Below are 20,521 nucleotides of genomic sequence, written 5' to 3' on the forward strand. Positions count from 1 at the left end.
ATCCCGACATGAACGCCCTCGGGGCCGGTCTGTCCGCGATCAGCGATCCAGATAACCCTGAAAGGCCGGGGTGCCGAAACCGCGCAGCGTCTCGCCCTCGCGCACGATGAAAAAGGCCGCGAGGCCCCGCGCTTCGGCGAACGCCTGTCCCCGCGCCTCGCCCATCACCATGAGCGCGGTGGCGAGACCGTCGACGACCATGCCGCTCTCCCCGATCACGGTAACCGAGCCAAGATTGCGCTCGACCGGAGCCCCGGTCATCGGGTCGATCTCATGAGAGTAGCGTTTGCCGTCACGCTCGAAGAAATTGCGATAGTCGCCCGAGGTCGAGAGCGCGCGGTCGGAGACCGGAATGACGCGGTGGACGCTACGCAGGTCGGGCATGGGCTCCTCGATCGCGATCGCCCAGGGCTGACCCTTGGCATTGCGGCCCTTGGCGCGAATGGCGCCGGCCACCGCGATCATGTAATCGGCGACGCCGCGCGCTTCGAGCAAGGCCGACACCCGGTCGGCGCCGACGCCCTCGCCAAGCGCCGAGAGGTCGATGTAGAGATCGGCGCGCGCCTTACGGACGGCTGGCGGGGTCGCTCGCACGTCCAGCTTTTGCCAACCGACCCGCGCCCGCGCGACCTGGATCTCCTCCGAGGACGGCAAGGCATCAGGGCGCTGCTCCGGGCCAAAACCCCAGAGGTTCACCAGGGGACCGATGGTGATGTCGAAGGCGCCATCGGTGAGGAGGGCGATGCGCTGCCCCTCGGCGATCACGTCATACAGATTCGAGGAGATGGGAATCCAGTCGGTGCTCGGGTTGCGGTTAAGCCGCGACAGTTCGGAGGTCTCGTCGTAGGTCGAGATCTCGGCGATAACCTGATCGAGCACCACCTCCACGTCCGGTTTCAACGTCTCGGCGGTCATACTGGCCGGTGGACGAGCGATCTTGACCGAGTAATAGGTTCCCATCGTGGGACCGCCGATTTCGATCAAAGCATCCGCACGCTTGTCGCAACCGGCCAGCGGGAGAAGCAGCGCTGCGACGAACAGCGCAAAGGGGAGCCAGCCATGCCGGCGCCCCATGGACAGGTTTTTGCGAATCATTGACTTCGTTCGGAAATCGCCTAAAACGCCGTCCCGCTTTCCTTGCCCATTTTCTTAAGAATCAGCGCCAGCGGACAGAAGCCGGTGAAGGCGGACTGGAACAGATTGGCGCCAACAAAGGCGGTGAACCAGAGCCAATAGGGACTGACATACATCGCCAGCAGCACGGAGATCAGGATGAAAGCGCCGGCAACGGCAAAAACGATTCGTTCGATTGACATGGAACTCTCTAAACTCCAAAAAAGGGATGGGCTGTCGATGCGATCTTACCCATCCCCATGGCGACAGTTCAACAAATTGGGTTCGGTGTCGCTCCATTCGCTAGCAGAAGCGATGCGCGGATTGAACCCGGCGACGCTTCAGTTTGTCCTTGCCGAGAGTAGCACTCCCATGGAAGCCAATGATTTCTCTCGCTTGATTCAGGCCATGATGCGGCCGGAGGCGTATCCGCATCCGGCCGATCCTGTCCGGCACATCGAGACCCATATCTCGCATGTGATGCTGGCCGGCGACTTCGCCTACAAGCTCAAAAAGCCGCTCGATCTCGGCTTTCTCGACTTTTCGACCCTGGAGCGTCGCCGTCATTTCTGCGAGGAGGAACTGCGGCTCAATTGGCGGCTGGCGGAGGATCTCTATCTGGAAGTCGTCGCCGTGACCGGGACGCCGACGGCGCCCCGCATCGGCGGCGCGGGGCCGGTGCTGGAATACGCGGTGAAAATGCGTCGTTTCCCCCAGGCGGCGTTACTTGATCGGCAACCGCTCACCGACGAACTCATGATCCGTCTGGCCGAGGAGATCGCGGATTTTCATGCGCGCATTCCGGTGGCCGATCACCGGCTTGACTTCGGCTCGCCGGCGGCGATCCTGGCGCCGATGCTGGAAAACCTGGCTCAGGTACGCGCGCGCGACGTCACCCCCGAAAACCTGACGCGACTCGCTCGGCTCGAAACCTGGATCCGCGCGCGTTTCCAGGAGTTAGCCCCAACGCTCGAACAGCGACGGCGCCGGGGTCATGTGCGCGAGTGTCATGGCGACATGCATCGCGGCAACATCGCGCTGGTCGAGGGCAGGATTCGGATCTTCGACGCCATCGAGTTCAATCCCAATCTGCGCTGGATCGATACCGCCAGCGAGGTGGCGTTCCTGATCATGGACCTGGAACAGGCCGGCGAGGCGGGGCTCGCGCGGCTGTTCCTCAATCGCTATCTGGAACGCAGCGGCGATTACGGCACCCTGGACGTGCTCGATTTCTACAAGGTGTACCGTGCCATGGTCAGGGCCAAGGTCGCGGCGATCCGGCTGGGTCAGGGCGACCTGGACGCGACGGATGAGTCCGCGGAACGGCACCTTGGCGCCCGCTATCTGGCGCTCGCCGAGTCCTATACTCAGCCGCGCGCGCCGCACCTGCTGATTGTCTGCGGCGTGTCTGGCTCCGGGAAAAGCTGTCTTGCCATGCGGTTGCGCGAGGCGCTGCCGCTGATCCATCTGCGATCGGACGTGGAACGCAAGCGTCTCTTCGGCCTGAGCGAAACGGCGCGCACCCAATCCGGCGTCGACTCCGGAATCTATTTCCCAAGCGCCACGAACTGGACCTACGAGCGACTCCATCGACTGGCCGACGCGATCCTCGCCAACGGCTATGACGTGCTGGTGGACGCCACCTTTATTGCCCGCGAACGCCGCGAGCGATTCATGTATCTCGCGCGCAAGCACCGGGCGGCCTTTGCGATTCTGGCGCTCGACGCCCCGATCGAGGTGCTGCGTCAGCGCTTGATGCGCCGACTCGAACTGGGAAACGATGCCTCCGAGGCCGATCTCGCGGTGCTGGAACGTCAACTCGCGCTCCGACAATGCCTGAGCGAGGCGGAAAAGCCCTACGCGGTGATGATCGACAGCACGGACACGCCGCCGATCAGCGAGATTCTGGCTAGCATCGAAGCGATTCTCGGCCAGATGCCGGACGCCATCTCCAGCACATCCCGTTCGAGCGAAACATTGGTCTAAGACGGCGGGACAGGCGCGCAATCAGACCAGGATCAGCATCACCCCGGCCAGCATCAGCGCGCCGGCCGGCAGCCGGGCCGCCAGTCCGGTTTCCTGGAACAGCAGGGCGCCATAGAGAATGCCGATCAGCAGGCTCAGGCGCTTGACGGCGATCATGTAGGCCACCGCGACCTCCTGGATCGCGAGAAAATGGGTGTAGACCATCAGGCTCATCAAGGCGCCCACACCGAGCACGCGCCAGAAATGGCTGGCCAGCTTGAGCAGCACCCGCGGCCGCGGCAGAACGAAGAGTACGAACACGGCAAGCCCCAGCAAGGCGAAATAAAAGGCGCCGAAGGATTCCGGAGGCAGATATCGCATGGCCCCCTTGCCGAGGGTCGCGGTGATCGCGTAGATGGCCGCGACCGCCAGCATCATCCGCGATCCCGGCTCGTCGAGAATCGCCGCGAAGGGCGCGGCCCAGCTTCGCCAGTCGCTCGCACGGGCGTGGGCGCTGTTCAACAGCCAGGCACCGGCGACCACCAGCAGAACGCCGGCGGCGCCCCGCGCCGACACCCGTTCGCCCAGGACGAGCCAGGCCACGCCGATGACGAACACCGGCGTAAAGGCCAGATAGGGCAAGGTGAGCGAGAGCGGATGGTCGCGGATGGCGGCCATATAGAGCAGCATCGCGGCCAGTTCCAGGGGGATCAGGAGCGCGATCCAGCCCCAGAAGGCCAGCGGCAGATCGGTGAGGGACGGGAGACCGAGCAGGAGCGGTGTCATCAAAAGGCCGGGGATACCGAACCGGACCACCAGCAGTTCGGGCGCCGAAAAACCCTGGAGCCACGCCTTGGTGGCCACGTCCGCGCTGGCAAGCGCGAAGGCGCAGAGCAGGGCAAGAGCGATCCAGTTCATCCAGCGATTCCAACGCCATGTCGCGGTAAGGACAGCCCCGTCAGAGGATCGAACCATGAACGGGATTTCATTTTTGGTTAGCATGACCGTGAAGGTGGCTGCAACCTCTGGCGGCCCACCAACCGGAGGGATCGTAAAGCCATGTCCGCAACGCTTCTGATCGTCGACGATATGCCCGAGAATCTGTCGGTTCTCGGGGAGCTGCTGCGTGGGGCCGGTTACCGCGTCAGGGCGGCCACCTCCGGGCCGATCGCGCTTGAGTATGCCACGCAGGAGCCACTCCCCGATCTGATTCTGCTCGATGTCATGATGCCCGACATGGATGGATACGAGGTTTTGACGCGTCTGCGCGCCGACGCGCGCACCCGCGAGCTGCCGGTGATCTTCATCACCGCGCTCGATAGCGTCGAGGCGGAAATCGCGGGGCTCGCGCATGGCGCGGCGGATTACATCACCAAACCCATCGTCGCGCCCATCGTGCTGGCGCGGGTGCTCACGCAGCTGGAGCTGAAACGCACGCGCGACCGTTTGCGGGATCAAAACGCCTTTCTGGAAACCGAAGTGGCGCGGCGCGTGGACGAAGCGCGCGCGCTTCAGGACCGCAGCGAACGCATCCAGGCGCATCTCCGCCATCAGCTTGAGCTGATTCTCGGCTCGGCCGGCGAGGGCATCCAGGGCGTGGATGTCAATGGCGTCATCAATTTCATCAATCCCGCGGCGGCGGCGATGCTGGGCTACGCGCGCGACGATCTGCTGGGGCGCAATAGCCACGAGATCATTCATCACTCGCACGCGGATGGCCATCACCATCCGGAGACCGACTGTCCGCTGCAAACGGCCATCGTGGCGGGCATGACGCTACGCGATCAGGCGGATACCTTCTGGCGCAAGGATGGGGCTGCGGTCCCGGTGGAATACACCTGCATGCCGATCCGCGAGCATGGACAACTCCAGGGCGCGGTGATCACCTGGCGGGACATCGGCGAGCGCAAGCGTTATCTCGAACAACTCGAACGCAAATCGAATTACGACGATCTGACCGGGCTGCCGAACCGCAATCTGCTCACCGACCGGCTGGCGCAAGCTATCGAGTACAGTCGCGAGGATGGCAGTCCGCTGACCGTCCTGACCCTGAACCTCGATCGCTTCAAGGGGATCAACGAGAGTCTCGGACGTGGCGCTGGCGATCAGGCGCTGCAAGCCATGGCGCAACGGCTGACACGATTGATGGCCCCAACCGCGACCCTGGCGCGCGTCGAGGGCGACGAATTTATCCTGCTGACGCAGGCCACCGAGCGGGAGGCGATCAGCCAGTACGCCCAGCCGATTTTCGATGCACTGGCGCAGCCGATGCGGGTCGCGGGACGCGAGGTCGTGCTCTCCGCCAGCATCGGTATCGCCGTGTTTCCCAAGGATGGCGACACCGGCGAAGCGCTCTTGCGCAACGCCGCGTCCGCCATGTTCAAGGCCAAGGTCGAGGGCGGGCAAGGCTTCCGTTTTTACGCCCCCGCCATGAACGCGCGCGCCCTGGAGCGGCTCGACCTGGAGCACGGGCTGCGCCGGGCCATCGAGAAGGGAGAACTGATTCTGCATTACCAGCCCCAACTCGATCTGCGCAGCGGTCAGATCATCGGTGCCGAGGCGCTGGTACGCTGGCGCCATCCCGAGCGCGGCATGATTTCGCCGGGCGCCTTCATTCCATTGGCCGAGGAGTCCGGCCTGATCGTGCCGTTGGGCGAGTGGGTGTTGCGCGAGGCCTGTCGGCAGAATCGCGCCTGGCAGATCGCCGGGCTGCCGCCGCTGACGGTCGCGGTGAATCTGTCGGCGCGCCAGTTCGCCGCCGGCGATCTCGTCGCCCTGACCGCCGAGGTTCTGACCGCCACCGGACTCGCGCCCGAATACCTGGAACTCGAGTTGACCGAAAGCGCGGTGATGGCCGATACCGAGGGCTTCATCGAGACCACGCGCCGCTTGAAGGCGCTCTCGGTCGCGCTCTCCATCGACGATTTCGGCACCGGCTTTTCCTCGCTCAGTTATCTGCGGCGGTTCGAGATCGATCGGCTGAAGATCGATCAGTCCTTCGTGCGCGACATGGTGCACGATCCCGGCAGCGCGGCGATCGCCGAGGCGATCATCGCGCTGGCGCACAGTCTCAATCTGGCGGCACTGGCCGAGGGCGTGGAAACCGAGGCGCAGCTCCGATTTCTGCGCGCGCGCGATTGCGACGAAATGCAGGGCTATTATTTCAGCCGCCCGCTGCCGGTCGCCGAGTTCGAGGCATTGCTGCGGGTACCGCGCCGGCTGGAATTTCCGGACGACTCGCCCCCGCCCCAGCGCACCTTGCTGCTGGTGGATGACGATCCGCGAACGCTCTTCGTGCTCAGGCGACTGTTCGATCCCGAGGGCTACCAGATCCTCACCGCCAGCGATGCCTTGGCGGGACTGGAACTGCTCGCGCAATATCGGGTCGGGGTGGTGATCGCCGACGCCGTCATGCCCCAAATGGATGGCGCCGAGTTTCTGGGTCGAGTAAACGTGCTCCATCCCAGCGTCATCCGCATCATGCTCACCGTGCATAACGAACTGGAGATCGTCACCAGCGCCGTCAATCGGGGCGAAATTTTCAAGTTTCTGACCAAGCCCTGGAAGACCGCGGAATTGCGCGAGGTGGTCCGCGCCGCGTTCAGGCTGTTCGAATCGCGCGCCGGTCATCCGTCCGCTGCCGCCGACGAGCGAATCGAGCTTCCGCGCGGCATGGGCTGATCGTGTTCCCGCCCTCGCCGATGATTCCGCCCGCCCGGCTGGCCGTCCGCCGTTGGCCCCGCTGGTCGATTTATCTGCTGGCCATCGCGATGACCGTCGCCACCCTGGCGCTGCGCGCCAAGATCGCCGTCAGCTTCGGCGAGCAGCCGTTGCTGATCCTCTTCATGTTCCCGATCCTGTTGAGCGCCATTCTCGGCGGTTTCGGTCCCGGTCTGATCGCGACCCTCGGCGCGGCGCTCGGAACCGCCTACGACGCCATACCGCCGACCGGAAGCTTCGCCATTACCGCCCGGCACGACCTGCTGCAATGGGGGTTTCTGATTCTGAGCGGACTGCTGGCGAGCCTCGTCAGCGAACTGATGCACCGCGCCCGACGGCGCGCGGAGTCCAACCTGCGCTTGCAGAGCGCGACCCTGGCCTGCATCCCCGATCTGGTCTGGCTCAAGGATCCCGAGGGGGTTTTTCTGGCGTGCAATCCCCGGTTCGAGCAATTCTTCGGTGCGCCCGAATCCGCGATCGTCGGCAAGACCGACTACGATTTCGTCACGCGCGAGCTGGCCGATTTTTTCCGCGAGAACGACCGTCTCGCCATCGCCAGCGACGGCCCCTCGCTCAACGAGGAAGCGATCCGCTTCGCCAACGACGGTCATCGCGCATGGGTCGAGACCATCAAGACGCCGATGCGCGACCTGAATGGCCGGCTGGTCGGCGTCCTTGGCATCTCCCGCGACATCACCGAGGCGCGCGCGACGACCGCCGCCCTGCGCGAGAGCGAGTCCCGCTATCGGGATCTGTTCGACAGCATGCGCGAAGGCTTCTATCTCGCCGAACTCATCTACAGCGAGGCGGGCGAGCCGGTCGACTGGCGCTTCCTGGATGTCAATCCCGCGCACTCGCGCATCATCGGGCTGCCCCGCGAGGCGGTGGTCGGCCATACCGTGCGGGAGCTGTTCCCCAGTCTGGAGCCGTTCTGGTTCGAAACGACCGCGCGCGTCGCGCTGACCCGCGAACCGGTCAGTCTCGAAGGCTTTGTCGCGGCCACCGGGCGCTGGTATCGCAACCATTATTATTCGCCGCGCGCGGGTCAGTTCGCCTGCGTCTTCAGCGACATCACCGAGCGCAAGCTGGCCGAGGAGCAGTTGCGCAAGCTCTCGCTCGCCGTCGAGCAGAGTCCGGTCGGCATCCTCATCACGGATGCCACGACCCGGATCGAATATCTCAACCAGGCGTTCCTGGACCAGACCGGCTATGCGCAGGAGGAACTGATCGGGCAGACACCGGATCTGTTGCGCTCGGGCAAGACGCAGCCGGAGACCTACGAGGCCCTGCGCGAGGCGCGTCGCCGCGGCGCGATCTGGAAGGGCGAATTCCACAACCGACGCAAGGACGGCAGCGAATACACCGGGTTTTCCATCATCGCGCCCATCCGTCAGGCAGACGGACGGATCAGTCACTTCGTCGCGGTGCAGGAGGACGTCACCGAACGCAAACGGCTGGGCGAGGAACTCGATCGGCATCGCCATCATTTGCAGGATCTGGTCGCGCAACGAACCGCCGAGCTGGCCGAGGCGCGCGAGCGGGCGGAGTCGGCCAATCGCGCCAAGAGCGCCTTTCTGGCGAACATGAGTCACGAGATCCGCACCCCGATGAACGCCATCGTCGGACTGACCGATTTGCTGCGGCGCGAAATCACGGATGCCGCCCAGTCCGAGCGGCTGGCCAAGATCGAGGCGGCGGCCCATCACCTGCTGAATATCATCAACGATATCCTCGATCTGTCCAAGATCGACGCGGATCGGCTGCAACTCGAAGAGACCGATTTCGCCCTCGCCGAGGTGCTGGAGGCGGTGATGGCGCTGATCGCCGAGGGTCTGGCGGCCAAGGGACTGACCCTCGCGATGGTCAGCGACGGGGTTCCCGCCTGGCTGCGCGGCGACCCGACGCGGCTGCGTCAGGCATTGCTCAATTACGCCGCCAACGCGCTCAAATTCACCGAACAGGGCGGCATCCGGTTGCGTGTCGCTTTGTTGGAAGACGATGGCGAGCGTTTGCTGGTGCGCTTCGAGGTCAGCGACAGCGGGATCGGAATCGCGCCCGAGATCCTGCCCAAGCTGTTTTCCGCCTTCGAGCAGGCCGATAGCTCGACCACGCGCCAGTTCGGCGGTACCGGTCTGGGGTTGGCCATCACCCGCCGCCTGGCCCGTCTGATGGGCGGCGAGACCGGGGTCGAGAGCCAGATTGGGCAGGGCAGTACCTTCTGGTTCACCGCGCGGCTCGCGCATGGCAGGGAGAGCACGACCCCGCGTGCCCCAATGCCTGCGCGGGATGCCGAGTCGGCCTTGAGCCTCTTCCCCGGAGCGCGGCGGGTGCTCCTGGCGGAAGACAATCCGATCAATCGCGAAGTGGCCGTGGAGTTGCTGACGCGCGTCGGTCTGCGGGTCGACACGGCGGCGGATGGGATCGAGGCCGTGGCGCGCGCGCGCGAGGACAACCCCGACCTGATTCTCATGGATGTGCAGATGCCGCATCTGGATGGGCTGGAGGCCACCCGTCGCATCCGCGCGCTGCCGGGATGGCAGTCGCGTCCCATTCTGGCCATGACCGCCAATGTTTTCGTGGAGGATCGACGCGACTGCACGGCGGCGGGAATGAACGACTTCATCGCCAAGCCCATCGATCCCCAGCAACTCTACGCGGCCTTGCTGAAATGGCTGCCCACGGATCGTCCCGCGCCCGACGAACGGAGAACCACAGCGGGGGCGGCGAGGAGCGAGGAAGACGACAACTGGCGGGCACGTCTGGCCATGATCGCCGGTCTCGATCTGGACGCGGCACTGGCGCTCCTGCCCGGCAATAGCGCCTTATTGGCCAGCTTGCTCGGCATTCTGGCCGACCATCATGGGGATGACGTGTCGCGCATCCGGCGCTGCCTGGCCGAGAACGATCCCGACACAGCCCAACGGCTGGCGCACACGCTCAAGGGTGCGGCAGGCAATCTCGGCGCGCACCGGCTCCAGTCCGCGGCGGCGGCGCTGGATACGCATCTGCGCGAAGGCGCGCCGCGGAATCGGGTCGAGCGCGCGATCGCCGACCTGGAACTGGAACTCGCGCAGTTGATCGCCGACATCCGTCACCATGTCCTACCGGTTGTCGAGGAGGTCGGGGCAGTCGATCGCGCGCGGGCGGACGCCGTGCTCGCGCGTCTGACATCCTGGCTGGAGAAGGGCGACATGGCCGCCAACGAGCTGATCCGCGCCGAGGCCGGTCTGCTGCTCGCCGCGCTGGGCGAGGATGGCAGGACGCTTGCGCGTCTCATCGAACGCTTCGACTATCGCGGCGCCCTGGCATTGCTTCGGCGGCATGCGTAGGGATTACCCCCCGAGAGGCGGATCTGCCCTCGGGGCGGCGGTCGACAAGACCTCGATCCCCGCGCCCGGACGATGCGCATTCTCGCTGATCCGGCGACGCCAGGCGCGCCCCCCCGGCTGGCCCTGGAACAGCCCGAGCAGATGGCGGCTCATGGCGCTCAAGGGGACGCCGGCCGCCAGTTCCCGTTGCGCATAGGGTAGAAAACGGTCGAGAACCTCATGGCGAGTCAGTGGGGGATGATCGTCGCCGAAGACGACCCGGTCCGCCTGCGCCAGCATCCAGGGGTTGTGATACGCCTCGCGCCCGATCATGACCCCGTCCAGGGTCGTCAGGAAATCCGCCGCTTCAATCAGGGTTTTGATCCCGCCATTGATGCTGATGGTCAGGTCGGGGAAATCGGTCTTGAGTTGCTGCACCACCTCGTAGCGTAGCGGCGGCACGTCACGGTTTTCCTTGGGGCTCAAGCCCTTGAGCCAGGCTTTGCGCGCATGCACGATCAGTGCGTCGCAACCGGCCGCGGCCTGCGTGCCGACGAAATCGACCAGTTCGCCATAGCTGTCGCGATCATCGATGCCGATGCGGGTTTTGACCGTGACCGGCACCGTCACCGCGTCCTTCATCGCCGCCACGCAGTCGGCCACCAGACCGGGTTCGGCCATCAGACAGGCGCCAAAGCGTCCGTTCTGGACCCGATCCGAGGGACAGCCGACGTTGATGTTGATCTCGTCATAGCCCCAGTTCGCGCCCAGGCGTGCGCAACGGGCCATCTCGACGGGATCGGAACCGCCGAGCTGGAGCGCGACCGGATGCTCGGCGGGATCGAAGCGCAGAAAACGTTCCCGGTCGCCGTGGAGCAGCGCGCCCGTGGTGACCATTTCGGTATAGAGGAGCGAATGGCGGGTGATGAGCCGCAGAAAAAAGCGGAAATGCCGATCAGTCCAGTCGAGCATCGGGGCGACCGCAATTTTCCGCGCCTTGGTAAGCCTTGTCTTTCGCGCGTTTGATGGCGTCATTGCTGGGTTCTTATCAGTTTTCCCGTCGTCCCCACCGCCTTATTCTGCATTATTTCCGCCTTGCCAGTGCGACGCTACTGCTACCGGGTTTTTTGGTAGCACTCAATGGGGACGGAATGGCGGCGATTACGGCGCGGAAACGGGCGGATGGGTCGATCAGATATACCGCGCAGATCCGCCTGAAGCAAGGTAGGCAGATGGTTTCGGAGTCGCGCACGCTCTTGAAGAAGGCAACGGCTAAGGCGTGGGCGGCCGAGCGCGAGGAGCAGATCCGCCGCGATCCGGGCGCGGCGGCGCGGGCGGAGTATCAGGCTGACGGTCGGCGATCTGATCCAGCTGTATCTGGACCATCGCGAGAGCATCGCGCCGCTGGGGCGCTCGAAGGGGCAGCATCCGCGGATGCTCCAGACGTTCGATCTGGCGGGCGTGGGGGCGCTGGCGCTGACGCCACCGCGCGTGGTCGAGCACGTCCACGGGCGCCGCGCGCGGGACCGGCGGCGCGACGGTGGCGAACGATTTGATATGGTCAAACGCGTCCCTCAATTCCTTGATGACTTGAATGTTTGATCGCGAATTTTCGTCAATCTCTTCCGAGTAGAGAATCAGTGCCTTAACCTGCATGTACAATGCGGCGATTTCGGCCAGCTTATCCAGGTCTTCGTCAAGATTGCGAGAGGTCACGGCAGTTTGATCGCCTTCATCTTGCGAACGCGATCGGTATATTCGCGCGCCGTGTAGAATCGCCCGGCATTGAGCCGCACCGATCCGCGATTACGGTCGGCATACAGCGCGGCCTTGGTGCGGCTCACGTCCACGCGTCCGCTGAAATATCCTTAAAGTCGCGGTTCATCAGATCCGACAACGAGCCGACGCCTAGCGTTTTGCAAAGCGTTTCTCTCATTTTTTCAGTAATTTGTATCGGCATTACCCCCCCTCCAGTCGAAAAAAACACCAGGATGACTGCAGCATCCTGATGCGATCCGTTTCATTTGCCGATGGCCGTTGCTGGCCGATGGCAATCTTAGTCCGCAGACCGACCGAACGCCACTCTTCCGCTACTCCTCCCGATCCGTCAACCGCTGGCGCGGATGGTCCTCGTCAACCGTTGCAAAGTGGCGACATCGGATCACCTCGCCAGTCAACCCGCGCACCACAGCAAAAAACCCGCCGAAGCGGGTGATTTTCGTTATTCGGACAGATCGCCCGATTTCGTTCGTTCAGGCGACCAGTCGGGGTAGCCACTTGGCGCGTTGCGAGAAGGGCAGCACGGCGGCGACATCGCTCAGCAGCGTCAACGCGCCGCCGGGATCGGTCTCGCCAGCGTCATCCAAAATGACGAAGCGCGCGGTGTCGTCAGGCCCCGCTTGCTTGATGTCCGCTAATTTCCCGTAGATCCGGTAGATCGCCGACCAGTCAAGATCGTCGTGCGAGGCCGACACGGGCTGCACCAACCGCAGGATCGGGGCATTGATCGCGAAGGGGATTTCAAGCCGATGGCCGCTCGCGCCCGTCAGCCGCGCACCCCGGCGGAGGCGCTCGCCCGCCAGCGGCGCTAGGATCGCCTCGATCCGATGGGTAAAGCCCATGCCCGGCGCCTTCAGTGTCATCTCGTCGGCGGTCAGCCGCAACGCCGCCGCCACGAGATCGGCGGCCAGTGCCGGCAACTGTTCGCGGCGGTCGGTCTCGGCGCGCAACTCCCAGCGCGGCGTCAAGGTCACTGCGCCGGTCAGCATCGCCTGCAAGCGTTCCCAGCGTTTCTGCGTGAGACGGCAACCATGCGCTTCGGCGTGGTAAGCCGCGTTCCCGTGGTCGCTCAAGCGCCACCGCCGAGCGTGCGCGTCGACAAAAAACGTGATGGACTGGCTATCGTGGCCGTAGGTGAAGGGCGTGATCACCTGCGTTAAGGTATCGGCGACCGGACGGCAAACGTAACCGGGCAGGTTGAAGGCGTGGGCGTTCATAGCAGGCTCAACTGTCCGCTTTGGTGGAGATCGGTTGGCGCATAAAACACGGAGCCACTGATCGCCGCGTCGTGGCAAAACTGGTCCCAATACGCCGCCATGGAGGGCTCGACGGTCAGCGGTTCGACATACCCATAGCCTTGCTCGGCCCAGCGATGAACGTGGTTTCCCAGGACGATCTGGCCATCGAACGGCAGGCCGTCGAACCCCCGAAGATGATGCGCGTCCATCGGGTCGATGTCATAGGCAAAGACCCGATCATACCCAAAGTATAGACCGAAGCTGTATTTCTCTGGATAGGGCGGATCGACCGGGCGCCATTGGCAGCGCACCCTGACGCCCTCCAGCGTTTTTTGTTGTGCGTCCATGACGCCGCTCTCGAAGATCATCCACGGCGGCAGATGATTGCCGCGCTTGCGCTGCCAGGCCATGGTTCGCGCCAGATGCTTCGGGGTTGCGAGCAGCGCGCGCACGGCGGTCAGTCGAGTCAATTCGTCATCTCCACGTCGGCGTTCCGATCGGCATGGCGCCTACCCTGCCCGCCACACTCCCACAGCGAAAAACCCGCCGAAGCGGGTTGTGGTGGTTTGCTAAACGCTGGATCGATCAACCATGCGTTCCGGTTTTGGATTGCGCGTCCTCGGCATCGTCCTCTTTGCGCCGCCTCAGGGTGTCGCTGACCACTTGCCGGAGGATTCTCTTTTTCTCGCTATCCGCGAACCGCGCTAGAACCTGGCGCATGAGCGGCTGATAGCCGATGTCGTTCAGCTGGGCGATCATTTTGAAATCCTCGATCAAGGATTTTTGAAGCCGTATGGAAATGGGTTGCAGATCAAGCGCGGCATCGATCGCGTCATCGTCGGTATCGTCAGCGACGACGACAAAATTTGAATCGGCGCCGAGTTCGCGCCGATCCCATGCCTCGTCGCTTCCTGTGATCTTGCGGTCCGGTGTCATTGATTTGCCCTCACTCATATATGATCTCGTCCTCACTGACGCGGTGCTTGTGCATGAGCTTGTCCCGCACCCGAGGGGAAATGATCGGATCCAATGGATCACCTCAATCTGGCAACTCTGTATATACGATAAAGACCGCCGAAACCCCACTTTGTTCGGAGCGATGGCATCCGGCGCAAAAATCGGTGGTCTCTGCGGTCGCTAACACTGTATATACGGCTGAATCAAAGATCAAGGCGAGATCGACGGACGATGGGCGGGCGAGTCGCTCCTGCCGATCCGTCAACCGGCGGTGCGGATGATCTGAGGTTCCCCCGAAATTTCGTCTTCCAGGCGCGGGGCAACGCCACGGCTGGAAATCCCGGCGTCCCGCGCTTATAGTGCGGCCTCGTGTCATGTCCCGTGGGAGAGATCGGCGTTCCGACGCCGACGCCGAAGGCGCAACACCGCCCGGAATCGCTCAGGCAAACGGACCGCGGGGACGACGACCGACTCTGGAGAGCGGTGCCGGCTGATGTTTCAGTCGGTGCCCACCGACGGGGCAGCGGCGGAATACGGGTTAGTCAACGGCCATTGCCGACCGTTCGTGGTGAGCTTTCCGACCGTTCGTGGTGAGCTTGTCGAACCATGAATGACCGGTGAAGGCGGCTCCCCCGGTCTCCCGTCCGCAAACTCTCAGGTTCAGGACAGAGGGGCGACGCCGCGAGCCGTAAGCTTTCGGCCTCGTTTTCGTTGTCGCCGGCCGCTAGGCCGGGGCGATGCCCGACAGGTCCTGCGGAGAGTCGAATGGGATTACGTACCCCCCTGTTTTCGGAACACGAGCGTCTCGGCGCCCGCATCGTTCCCTTTGGCGGCTGGGACATGCCGCTGCATTACGGTTCACAGATCGAGGAGCATCACGCCGTGCGGCGCGGCGCGGGCATGTTCGATGTCTCGCACATGCGGCCCGTGGATATCGAGGGTCCAGGCGCCCTCCCCTTTCTGCGTGTCCTGCTGGCGAACGATGTCGCCAGACTCCAATCCCCCGGCAAGGCGCTCTATAGCTGCATGCTCAACGCGCAGGGCGGCGTGGTCGACGATCTGATCGTCTATGCCCGCAGCCCGGATCGCTATCGCCTGGTCGTCAACGCTGGCACCGCGGACAAGGATATCGCCTGGATGACGGCCCAGTGCGCGGGCTTCGAGGTCGCTATCCGACCCTGCGCCGAACTGGCGATGATCGCCGTGCAAGGCCCCAAGGCGCGCGTCAGGGCCGAGCCGCTGCTTCCCGTCGCGGTCCGCGCGAACGCCATGCGACTTCAGCCCTTCTTCGCCGCCGAGGGCGATGGCTGGTTCGTCGGTCGTACCGGCTATACCGGCGAGGACGGTTTCGAGATCATGCTCCCCAGCGACCAATCCGCCGGTCTCTGGCAGGCACTGCTGGCAGCCGGGGTGCATCCCTGCGGACTCGGTGCCCGCGATACGCTACGCCTGGAGGCCGGCATGAACCTGTACGGTCAAGACATGGACGACACCGTCGGCCCGCTGGAATCCGGGCTGGGCTGGACTGTCGCCTGGGAGCCCGCCGAGCGCGAGTTCATCGGACGCGCGGCGCTGACCGCACTGCGCGACGACCCCGCGCGGCGCGCCTTCGTCGGTCTGCTGTTGACTGGACCTGGGATCATCCGCAACCATCTGAAGGTGCTGAGCAACGGCGTGGAGATGGGCGAGATCACCTCCGGCGGTTTCTCGCCGACACTGGAGCGCTCCATCGCGTTCGCGCGGGTTGCCCCCGGATTGGGCGCGACCTGCGAGGTGGAGATTCGCGGCAAGCCGGTGTCGGCGCGTGTCGTCAAGCCGCCCTTCGTGCGCCACGGCAAGATCCTCGTCGACCGTTTAACCTAAACAGCCCGGAGAACTGAATCATGAGCAACGTCCCGAGTGACCTGAAATACACCAAATCCCACGAATGGGTGCGCGACAATGCCGACGGGACCGTCACCGTCGGCATCACCGACCACGCCCAGGAAGCCTTGGGCGACATCGTCTTCGTGGAAGCCCCGGAGTCTGGCCGCGAGGTGGATGCCGACGAAGCCACCGCCGTGGTGGAATCGGTCAAGGCCGCCTCTGACATCTATTCCCCGCTGGCCGGCGAGGTCGTCGAGTCCAACGACCTGCTGACCGACACCCCGGATGCCATCAATACCAGCCCTTACGACGAAGGCTGGATCTTCCGTCTCGCGCCGAGCGACATGGCCGCGCTCGACAGCCTGCTCGATGCCGCCGCCTACGAGAAGGTCGTCGAAGACGAAGCCTGATTAAACCGCGTCCAGCACGCTCAAGCGTTGTTTGCGTGCTGACTTCTACCTCGCGTCAGTCAATGGGCGCCGTCGTTGACGCGGTTTAAATTTATTTTATTTCCTTAATCAATTAAACCGCGTCGGCTTCGACCTTCATGACAGCTTGCCAACTGAGCCAACCACTCGAAACGACGCATGACGTCATGAATGCGGTGTATTCCGGATAGCCTCTTATGCCTTTCGTACCCCATACCGACGACGACATTGCCGCGATGCTCGCGACCATTGGCGTCGACGCCATCGACGACCTGTTCGACGAAATTCCAGCCGAGTTGCGGATCGGCGAACTGGCCGCCATCCCCGCCGGCATGGCGGAGATGGACATCGCCCGTCTGATGCACGCGCGCGCCCACGCAGACGGTCAGCCGGTCTGCTTCATCGGCGCGGGCGCCTACGATCATCACATCCCGGCCGCGGTCTGGCAGATCGCGGCCCGTGGCGAGTTCTACAGCGCCTACACGCCCTATCAGGCCGAGGCGAGTCAGGGCACGCTGCAGGTGCTCTATGAATTCCAGTCGATGATGACCGCACTCACCGGGCTGGATGTCTCCAATGCCTCGCTCTATGACGGCGCGTCGGCGCTGGCCGAGGCGGTGCTGATGGCGGTCCGCGCCAATCGCAAGACCAACTCGACGAAGGTCTTGGTGCCGCGCGCGCTACACCCTGCCTACCGACGCACGGTGCGCGGGATCGTCGAGGCGCAGGGGATCGCGCTGGTCGAAGCCTCTTTTGACCACGCGAGCGGGCAGACGACAGTCGAGCAACTGGAGGCCATCGCCGGCGGCGACGAATTCGCCGCCGTGATCGTCAATCAGCCCAATTTTTTCGGCGTGCTCGAAGCGGTGGATGCGCTGACCGACTGGGCGCATGCCCGTAACGCACTGGTCATCGCCGTCGTCAACCCGATCGCCCTGGCGCTGCTCTCGCCGCCCGGCGACTGGGGCTGCACCGGCGCGGATATCGCCTGCGGCGAGGCCCAACCGCTCGGGATGCCGCTGTCCTCGGGCGGCCCCTATGCCGGCTTTCTCTGCTGCAAACAGGAATTCGTGCGCCAGTTGCCCGGCCGCATCGCCGGACGGACGCTGGATCTGGACGGCAAGCCCGGTTTCACCCTGACCCTTCAGGCGCGCGAGCAGCATATCCGGCGCGGCAAGGCGACCTCCAACATCTGCACCAACCAGGGTCTGCTGGTGACGGCGGCGACCATCCACCTCGCCATCCTCGGGGCCGAGGGTCTGGAACGGGTCGCGGCCGCCTGTCATGCCAACACCCGGCGGCTCGCCGAGATGCTGTGCGAGATCCCCGGCGTCGCGCCACTGTTCGACCGGCCCATCTTTCACGAACAAGCGCTGCGTCTGCCCGCAACGACCGCCGATCTGCTGCGCTCATTGGCGGCGCACAATGTATTGGGCGGTTTCGATCTGAGTCTGGACTATCCCGAATTGGGCCAAGCCCTCTTGATTTGCGCGACCGAACTCCGCACGGAAGAGGAGATGCGCGGCTATGCCAACAAGCTGGCGCGCATCGTCGCCACCCGGACCCAGGCAAAATGCCCGGTCGAACCGAAATTCTGAACCCACCAACCCGGAGACTCGCATGGCTCAAACCGCACTCCAAGGCAACCCCGTCAACCTCAGCGGCGACCTGCCCGCCATCGGCAGCACGGCGCCCGACTTCAAGCTGGTCGACAAGGATCTGGCCGACAAAACGCTGGCCGATTTCGCCGGCAAGAAGAAGCTGCTGAACATCGTGCCCAGTCTGGATACCCCGGTCTGCGCGACCTCGACCAAGAAATTCAACGCCGCCATCGCCGGGAAGGCCGATGCCGTCGCGCTGGTGATCTCCGCCGACCTGCCCTTCGCGATGGGCCGTTTCTGCGGCGCCGAGGGAATCGAGAACGTCATCGGTCTGTCGATGATGCGCTCACGCAACTTCGCCAAGGACTATGGCGTGCTGATCGAAGACGGCCCGCTGGCCGGTATCACCGCCCGCGCGGTCGTCGTCCTGGATGCGGACAATCAGGTGGTCTACACCCAACTGGTGCCCGAGATCACCGATGAGCCGGATTACGAGGCGGCCCTGGCCGCACTGTAGTACCCCTGGTGCTACGAAGCCGGTAGATACCGCATCGCATACCTGGCGCCGACGAAGAGCGAAAGGTACGCGATGCGTACCCTAGACCAACTTCGCGATTCCGAATTTTCGACGTTCACACAGACCCTATCGCCATGCTGATCCACGACCAATCCCGCCCCGGACGCCGGGCGACCGCCCAAGCGCCGCTCAACCCGCCCGCGCCGAGCGATCTTCCCGCAGGGCTGCGACGGCGCGCGCGTCCGAACCTGCCGGAGGTCTCCGAAATGCAGGCGGTGCGTCATTACACCCGGTTGTCTCAGAAAAACTTCTCGATCGACACCCAGTTCTATCCGCTCGGCTCCTGCACCATGAAGTACAACCCGCGAGCCTGTCACAGTTTGGCCTCGCTGCCGGGTTTCCTCGCCCGTCACCCGCTGGCGCCGGACAGCCACGGCCAGGGCGTTCTCGCTTGTCTCCACGAGCTTCAGGACATGCTCAAGGAGATCACCGGCATGCACGCGGTCTCGCTGGCCCCCTCCGCTGGCGCCCAGGGCGAATTCGCCGGGGTCGCCATGATTCGCGCCTATCACCGGGCGCGCGGCGATCATGCACGCACCGAGATCTTGGTCCCCGATGCCGCTCATGGCACCAATCCCGCCTCGGCGGTGATGTGCGGTTTCAAGGTCCGCGAGATTCCCACCGGCGCCGATGGCGATGTCGATCTCGCGGCGCTGAATGATGCGGTCGGCCCCCAGACCGCCGGCATCATGCTCACCAATCCGAGCACGGTCGGCGTCTTCGACCGCAACATCCAGGCCATCGCCCGCACCGTCCACGCCGCCGGCGGTCTGCTCTATTACGATGGGGCCAACCTCAACGCCATCCTCGGCAAGGTTCGACCGGGCGACATGGGTTTCGATGTCATCCACATGAATCTGCACAAGACCTTTTCCACCCCGCATGGCGGCGGCGGTCCCGGCGCGGGTCCGGTCGGCGTCTCGCAGCGGCTGGAGCCCTATCTGCCGGTTCCTCTGGTCGATTTCGATGGTGACGACTACCGTTGGCTGGCGGAGGACGAACGCCCCGACAGCATCGGTCGGCTCACCGCGTTCGGCGGCAACACGGGCATCCTGCTGCGCGCCTATGTCTACGCCCGGATGCTGGGCCGCGAGGGCATGGGACGGGTCGCCGACTTCGCCACCCTGAACGCCAACTATCTGATGGCGCGCCTGAAATCGGCCGGTTTCACGGCCGCCTATCCGAAGCGTCGCGCCAGTCACGAGTTCATCGTCACGCTCAAGCGCGAGTCGAAGGAACTGGGCGTCAACGCCATGGACTTCGCCAAGCGTTTGCTGGATTACGGCTATCACGCCCCGACCACCTATTTTCCGCTGCTGGTGCCCGAGTGTCTGCTGATCGAGCCAACCGAGACCGAAACCAAAGAGGAACTGGACGGTTTCGTCAAGGCCATGATCGCCATCCGCCGCGAGGCCGTCGAAGACCCGGAGAAACTCAAGGGCGCGCCTTATACACTACCGGTTCGGCGGCTCGACGACGTGCGCGCGGCCCGTCTGCTGGATCTGGCCTGGAAGCCCGGGTCGAACGAGGTCCAAGATGGCCAACAATAACGCCAGGGGCTGGCGCCGCGTGATCCATGCCTTCGGGTACTCGATGAAGGGACTGAAGGCGTGTTTCGAGCTGGAGGAAGCCTTTCGCCAGGAGGTTTTTCTGCTGATCCCGCTGGTTCCGCTGGCGCTGTGGCTGGGAGAATCGCCGGTGGAGCGGGCGATTCTGGTCGGCAGTCTGCTGATGGTGCCCATCGTGGAACTGCTGAACTCGGCCATCGAGGCCAATGTCGACCGCGTCGGCCTTGAGCGTCACGAACTCTCAGGCCGGGCCAAGGACATCGCCTCCGCGGCGGTGTTCTCCAGCATCGCCTTTTGTCTGGTGAATTGGGGGCTGATTCTGATCCCGAAACTCTAGGGATCTGGATGCCTTGCGCACCCGGCAATTCCGGCCTAACAGGACTTGAGTTGATGCAATCGAC

General features: G+C 64.1%; 18 protein-coding genes and 1 riboswitch. Of the genes, 9 read left to right on the forward strand and 9 right to left on the reverse strand.

The annotated features are described in order from the left end of the window. Window positions 1–39: 39 nt before the first annotated feature. Both THIVI_RS08840 and THIVI_RS08845 read right to left on the reverse strand, forming a co-directional pair. Entirely contained in the window at window positions 40–1,095 is a 1,056-nt protein-coding gene (locus tag THIVI_RS08840) for an FAD:protein FMN transferase (RefSeq protein ID WP_014778257.1), read from the reverse strand. Between the two features lie 20 nt (window positions 1,096–1,115). Continuing rightward, window positions 1,116–1,316, reverse strand: coding sequence for a YgaP family membrane protein (locus tag THIVI_RS08845; RefSeq protein ID WP_014778258.1), 201 nt, complete (start codon window positions 1,314–1,316; stop codon window positions 1,116–1,118). 169 nt (window positions 1,317–1,485) lie between these two features. On the opposite strand from THIVI_RS08845, the gene THIVI_RS08850 reads away from it, so the two are divergent. Beyond that, window positions 1,486–3,099 carry a bifunctional aminoglycoside phosphotransferase/ATP-binding protein gene (locus THIVI_RS08850; RefSeq protein WP_041447449.1) on the forward strand — a complete coding sequence of 538 codons (1,614 nt, stop codon included), beginning with the start codon at window positions 1,486–1,488 and terminating at the stop codon, window positions 3,097–3,099. A gap of 21 nt (window positions 3,100–3,120) precedes the next feature. Here the strand turns inward: THIVI_RS08850 and THIVI_RS08855 are convergent, their stop codons facing one another. Beyond that, on the reverse strand, window positions 3,121–3,996 hold the full coding sequence (locus tag THIVI_RS08855) for a DMT family transporter (protein WP_014778260.1): 876 nt from the start codon (window positions 3,994–3,996) through the stop codon (window positions 3,121–3,123). Window positions 3,997–4,137: 141 nt separating this feature from the next. Between THIVI_RS08855 and THIVI_RS08860 the strand changes: the two genes are divergently transcribed. Both THIVI_RS08860 and THIVI_RS08865 read left to right on the forward strand, forming a co-directional pair. Then, window positions 4,138–6,759, forward strand: a complete 2,622-nt coding sequence (locus THIVI_RS08860) for an EAL domain-containing protein (RefSeq protein WP_014778261.1) — start codon at window positions 4,138–4,140, stop codon at window positions 6,757–6,759. A 20-nt stretch (window positions 6,760–6,779) separates the two neighbouring features. After that, window positions 6,780–10,127, forward strand: a complete 3,348-nt coding sequence (locus THIVI_RS08865; RefSeq protein ID WP_014778262.1) for a PAS domain S-box protein — start codon at window positions 6,780–6,782, stop codon at window positions 10,125–10,127. 3 nt (window positions 10,128–10,130) lie between these two features. Here THIVI_RS08865 and dusA read toward each other — a convergent pair whose 3' ends face one another. From dusA to THIVI_RS08890, 6 genes are all read right to left on the reverse strand, one after another. Then, window positions 10,131–11,141 carry a tRNA dihydrouridine(20/20a) synthase DusA gene (gene dusA / locus THIVI_RS08870; RefSeq protein ID WP_014778263.1) on the reverse strand — a complete coding sequence of 337 codons (1,011 nt, stop codon included), beginning with the start codon at window positions 11,139–11,141 and terminating at the stop codon, window positions 10,131–10,133. A gap of 237 nt (window positions 11,142–11,378) precedes the next feature. Continuing rightward, window positions 11,379–11,822, reverse strand: a complete 444-nt coding sequence (locus tag THIVI_RS08875; protein WP_014778264.1) for a hypothetical protein — start codon at window positions 11,820–11,822, stop codon at window positions 11,379–11,381. After that, the gene (locus tag THIVI_RS26045) at window positions 11,819–11,950 is read right to left on the reverse strand and encodes a hypothetical protein (protein ID WP_281054916.1); all 132 of its coding nucleotides are present in this window, start codon (window positions 11,948–11,950) and stop codon (window positions 11,819–11,821) included. The genes THIVI_RS08875 and THIVI_RS26045 overlap by 4 nt, the downstream gene beginning before the upstream one ends. A 408-nt stretch (window positions 11,951–12,358) precedes the next feature. Further along, window positions 12,359–13,102: a DUF1828 domain-containing protein gene (locus THIVI_RS08880; RefSeq protein WP_014778266.1), complete on the reverse strand. Its 744-nt coding sequence runs from the start codon at window positions 13,100–13,102 to the stop codon at window positions 12,359–12,361. Then, entirely contained in the window at window positions 13,099–13,593 is a 495-nt protein-coding gene (locus tag THIVI_RS08885) for a hypothetical protein (RefSeq protein WP_014778267.1), read from the reverse strand. Before THIVI_RS08885 ends, THIVI_RS08880 begins: the two co-directional genes overlap by 4 nt. Window positions 13,594–13,708: 115 nt before the next feature. Further along, window positions 13,709–14,077: a hypothetical protein gene (locus THIVI_RS08890; protein WP_052314994.1), complete on the reverse strand. Its 369-nt coding sequence runs from the start codon at window positions 14,075–14,077 to the stop codon at window positions 13,709–13,711. A 375-nt stretch (window positions 14,078–14,452) separates the two neighbouring features. Then, window positions 14,453–14,545: riboswitch (glycine riboswitch) on the forward strand. Between the two features lie 300 nt (window positions 14,546–14,845). Between THIVI_RS08890 and gcvT the strand changes: the two genes are divergently transcribed. From gcvT to THIVI_RS08920, 6 genes are all read left to right on the forward strand, one after another. Next, on the forward strand, window positions 14,846–15,943 hold the full coding sequence (gcvT, locus tag THIVI_RS08895; protein WP_014778269.1) for a glycine cleavage system aminomethyltransferase GcvT: 1,098 nt from the start codon (window positions 14,846–14,848) through the stop codon (window positions 15,941–15,943). A 20-nt stretch (window positions 15,944–15,963) separates the two neighbouring features. Next, window positions 15,964–16,356 (forward strand): glycine cleavage system protein GcvH, encoded by a 393-nt coding sequence (gcvH, locus tag THIVI_RS08900; protein WP_014778270.1) that lies wholly within the window; start codon window positions 15,964–15,966, stop codon window positions 16,354–16,356. A 215-nt stretch (window positions 16,357–16,571) separates the two neighbouring features. Continuing rightward, the gene (gcvPA, locus tag THIVI_RS08905) at window positions 16,572–17,972 is read left to right on the forward strand and encodes an aminomethyl-transferring glycine dehydrogenase subunit GcvPA (RefSeq protein WP_014778271.1); all 1,401 of its coding nucleotides are present in this window, start codon (window positions 16,572–16,574) and stop codon (window positions 17,970–17,972) included. Between the two features lie 22 nt (window positions 17,973–17,994). Beyond that, a complete protein-coding gene (gene tpx, locus THIVI_RS08910; RefSeq protein WP_014778272.1) occupies window positions 17,995–18,492 on the forward strand; it encodes a thiol peroxidase in 498 nt (165 codons plus the stop codon). A 134-nt stretch (window positions 18,493–18,626) separates the two neighbouring features. Then, a complete protein-coding gene (gene gcvPB, locus THIVI_RS08915) occupies window positions 18,627–20,102 on the forward strand; it encodes an aminomethyl-transferring glycine dehydrogenase subunit GcvPB (protein WP_014778273.1) in 1,476 nt (491 codons plus the stop codon). Next, window positions 20,089–20,457 (forward strand): diacylglycerol kinase, encoded by a 369-nt coding sequence (locus THIVI_RS08920; RefSeq protein WP_014778274.1) that lies wholly within the window; start codon window positions 20,089–20,091, stop codon window positions 20,455–20,457. The genes gcvPB and THIVI_RS08920 overlap by 14 nt, the downstream gene beginning before the upstream one ends. The last annotated feature ends 64 nt before the right edge of the window (window positions 20,458–20,521 follow it).

The organism is Thiocystis violascens DSM 198, from assembly GCF_000227745.2.
In the GTDB taxonomy this organism is placed as follows: domain Bacteria; phylum Pseudomonadota; class Gammaproteobacteria; order Chromatiales; family Chromatiaceae; genus Chromatium; species Chromatium violascens.